Source organism: Haloferax profundi (assembly GCF_001469865.1).
Classification (GTDB): domain Archaea; phylum Halobacteriota; class Halobacteria; order Halobacteriales; family Haloferacaceae; genus Haloferax; species Haloferax profundi.
In genome coordinates, this window is the sequence record NZ_LOPV01000184.1 from 1 (window position 1) to 413 (window position 413).

1 pseudogene is annotated in these 413 nt (G+C 52.1%); it reads left to right on the forward strand.

The window, feature by feature from the left end:
* A pseudogene (locus tag AUR66_RS21900) lies at positions 1–413 on the forward strand (efflux RND transporter permease subunit); the annotation flags it as partial.

The following is a 413-nucleotide window of genomic DNA, read 5'->3' on the forward strand; positions in this document are numbered from 1 at the left end:
TGAGCTCCCACCAATCCGTGACTTCGGTGTCATTGCAGCGATCGGGATAGTGTTCACATTCCTGATCTTCGGGATCTTCCTTCCTGCGGCAAAGGTCTACACTGACCGTCTTCGGGAGAAGCACTCGATACCGATGTTTGCTCAGACGCCAGTTGGGGCTGAAGAGTCTGCACTCGGGAGGATTCTTCCCATTGGTGTGAAGATTGGCCAGATTGCACCAGGGATATTCCTTGTCCTAGTCTTGGTCTCATCAGTGTGGGTCGGAAACTATGGCCTGGGAGTTGAGTCCAGCTTCACACAAGAAGATTTCCTCCCTCCGGAGGATACTCCAGACTATCTTGAACAGCTGCCAGAACCCTTCACACCTGGCACCTACACAGTCACGCGCGATATCAACTATCTCGAAGACAATT